The sequence below is a fragment of the Thermovirga sp. genome (assembly GCA_012523215.1).
GTDB lineage: Bacteria > Synergistota > Synergistia > Synergistales > Thermovirgaceae > 58-81.
This window is the reverse complement of record JAAYIZ010000313.1, coordinates 1-1,910: the sequence shown is the minus strand read 5'-3', so window position 1 is coordinate 1,910 and position 1,910 is coordinate 1. Positions and strand designations below refer to the sequence as shown.

At 61.4% G+C, this 1,910-nt stretch carries 2 protein-coding genes; both read left to right on the top strand.

The window, feature by feature from the left end; genetic code table 11:
• On the top strand, positions 1-143 hold a 143-nt coding region (locus tag GX108_08385), incomplete at its 5' end, for a 4-hydroxyphenylacetate isomerase (GenBank protein NLO57038.1).
• A gap of 7 nt (positions 144-150) precedes the next feature.
• Positions 151-1,910, top strand: a 1,760-nt coding sequence (locus GX108_08380) for a CoA-binding protein (GenBank protein NLO57037.1), incomplete at its 3' end; no start/stop codon positions are given.

Genomic DNA, 1,910 nt, shown 5'->3' with positions numbered 1-1,910 from the left:
TCATGACCCTGGAAGCGGGGGACGTGATTTTGACGGGCACGCCCGAGGGGGTAGGGGAGATATTTCCCGGCGACAGGGTGGAAGTCGACATAGGCGGTCTCGGCGCTCCCTTGGTGATGACCGTATCAGGTGAAGGTGCCTGAGGTCATCATGGCCCTCGCCGTTGACGGCATCAACGACCTGTCGCTCCTTTTGTCCCCACGGTCGGTGGCGGTGGTGGGGGCTTCCGAGAACCTGGAGAGCATATCCGGCCGCCCGATAAAATTGCTGAGGCGCTTCGGTTTCAAGGGCGGCATATTTCCTGTCAACCCCAACCGCAAGACCGTAGCCGGTCTTGAGTGCTATCCCGATATACGTTCCCTCCCCATAACTCCCGATGTGGTCCTGGTGGGAGTGAGAGCCCGGCTGGTCCCGGAGATCGTGGGGCAGTGCTCGGAACGGGGTGTCCCCTTTTCCATCATTTTTTCCTCCGGTTTCGCCGAAAGCACCGACCCCGCGGCGCAGGAAGAGATCCTCCTGAAAGCCAGGGTGGGAGGCATGAGAATCCTGGGCCCCAACTGCCAGGGGTTGGTCAATTTGGCCGATTCAATCCCCTTGAGCTTTTCCGCCTCGCTGGACAGCGACAAACGACTCCTGGGAGGCGTGGCCTACATTTCCCAAAGCGGAGCCTTCGGATTCGCTTCCTTCGCCATGGCCGCCGACAGCGGCGTCGGTTTCAGGTACGTGGTCACCACCGGCAACCAGGCCGACCTGGACCTGGTGGATTTTGGGATGGCCTTTGCAGCCGACCCGGAGGTGCGCCTTTTGGTGATCTACATGGAGGGACTATCAAAGGGCGATCGTTTCATCGAGATGTTGAGGTTCGCGGCCGAGCGCAATGTTCCCGTGGCCGTCCTGAAGGTGGGCAAAAGCCCCACGGGGCAGGCGGCGGTAAAGAGCCACACTGCGGCTCTCACGGGCGAGGATGAAGCCTGGAGGACCATTTTCCGGCAATACGGCGTGATCGAGATTGAGGATTCCGATGACATCGCCGATCTTGGGAAGATTTTCGGCCCCGCCAAGGCGCCCCGTGGAAAGAGGGTCGGAGTGATCACCACGTCGGGAGGGGCGGGGATAATCATGGCCGACAGGGCCTACGATCTCGGGCTGCGGGTCGAACCACTGCCCGATCGGACCAGGGAGAGCCTGGACAAGTTTGTACCCCCCTTCGGTTCCACCCGAAACCCGGTGGATCTCACGGCCCAGGTGATAAATGATCCGGGCAGCTTCAAGTCATCCCTGGAGGCGGTCCTGGACTGCCCAGAGATAGATATGGCGGCGGTCGTCATCTCCATGATCACCGGGAATTCCGGTTGGGCCGTCACCCGCGACATCATCGAGGTCTCGGAAAACGCTTCCAAGCCCTTGGCTTGCTGCTGGCTGATAAACAAAGAACAGGGCGACCCCTTCCTGGAGGAGCTCCGGAAAGGTGAGATACCCTTTTTCGGGAGTCCCGGGCGTTGCGCCTGGGCACTGGCCAGGTTATCGGACTGGACGGTGAGGCCAGCCCTCCCCGAGAGAGCCCCCTCAGACCCGGGGGAGCCCTTTTTGCCACGATTGCCCAAGGACTTGACGGAATACGACGCGAAGAGGCTCCTGGCCCGATGGAGCGTGCCAGTGACCAGGGAGATCCTCTGCGCTTCCCTGGAGGACGCCCTATCGGCCGCTTCCGAGATAGGCTACCCGGTGGCTCTCAAGGTCGTTTCGCCGGATATAATCCATAAGACCGAGGCCGGAGCTGTCGCCCTTAGGCTCAAGGATGAGGAAGAACTGAGGAATGCCTTCGGCCGGCTGCTCGAGAGATCCCTCAAAGCGATGCCGGGGGCCAGGGTCCGGGGGATGTTGGTGCAGGAGATGGTCACCGGCGGTGT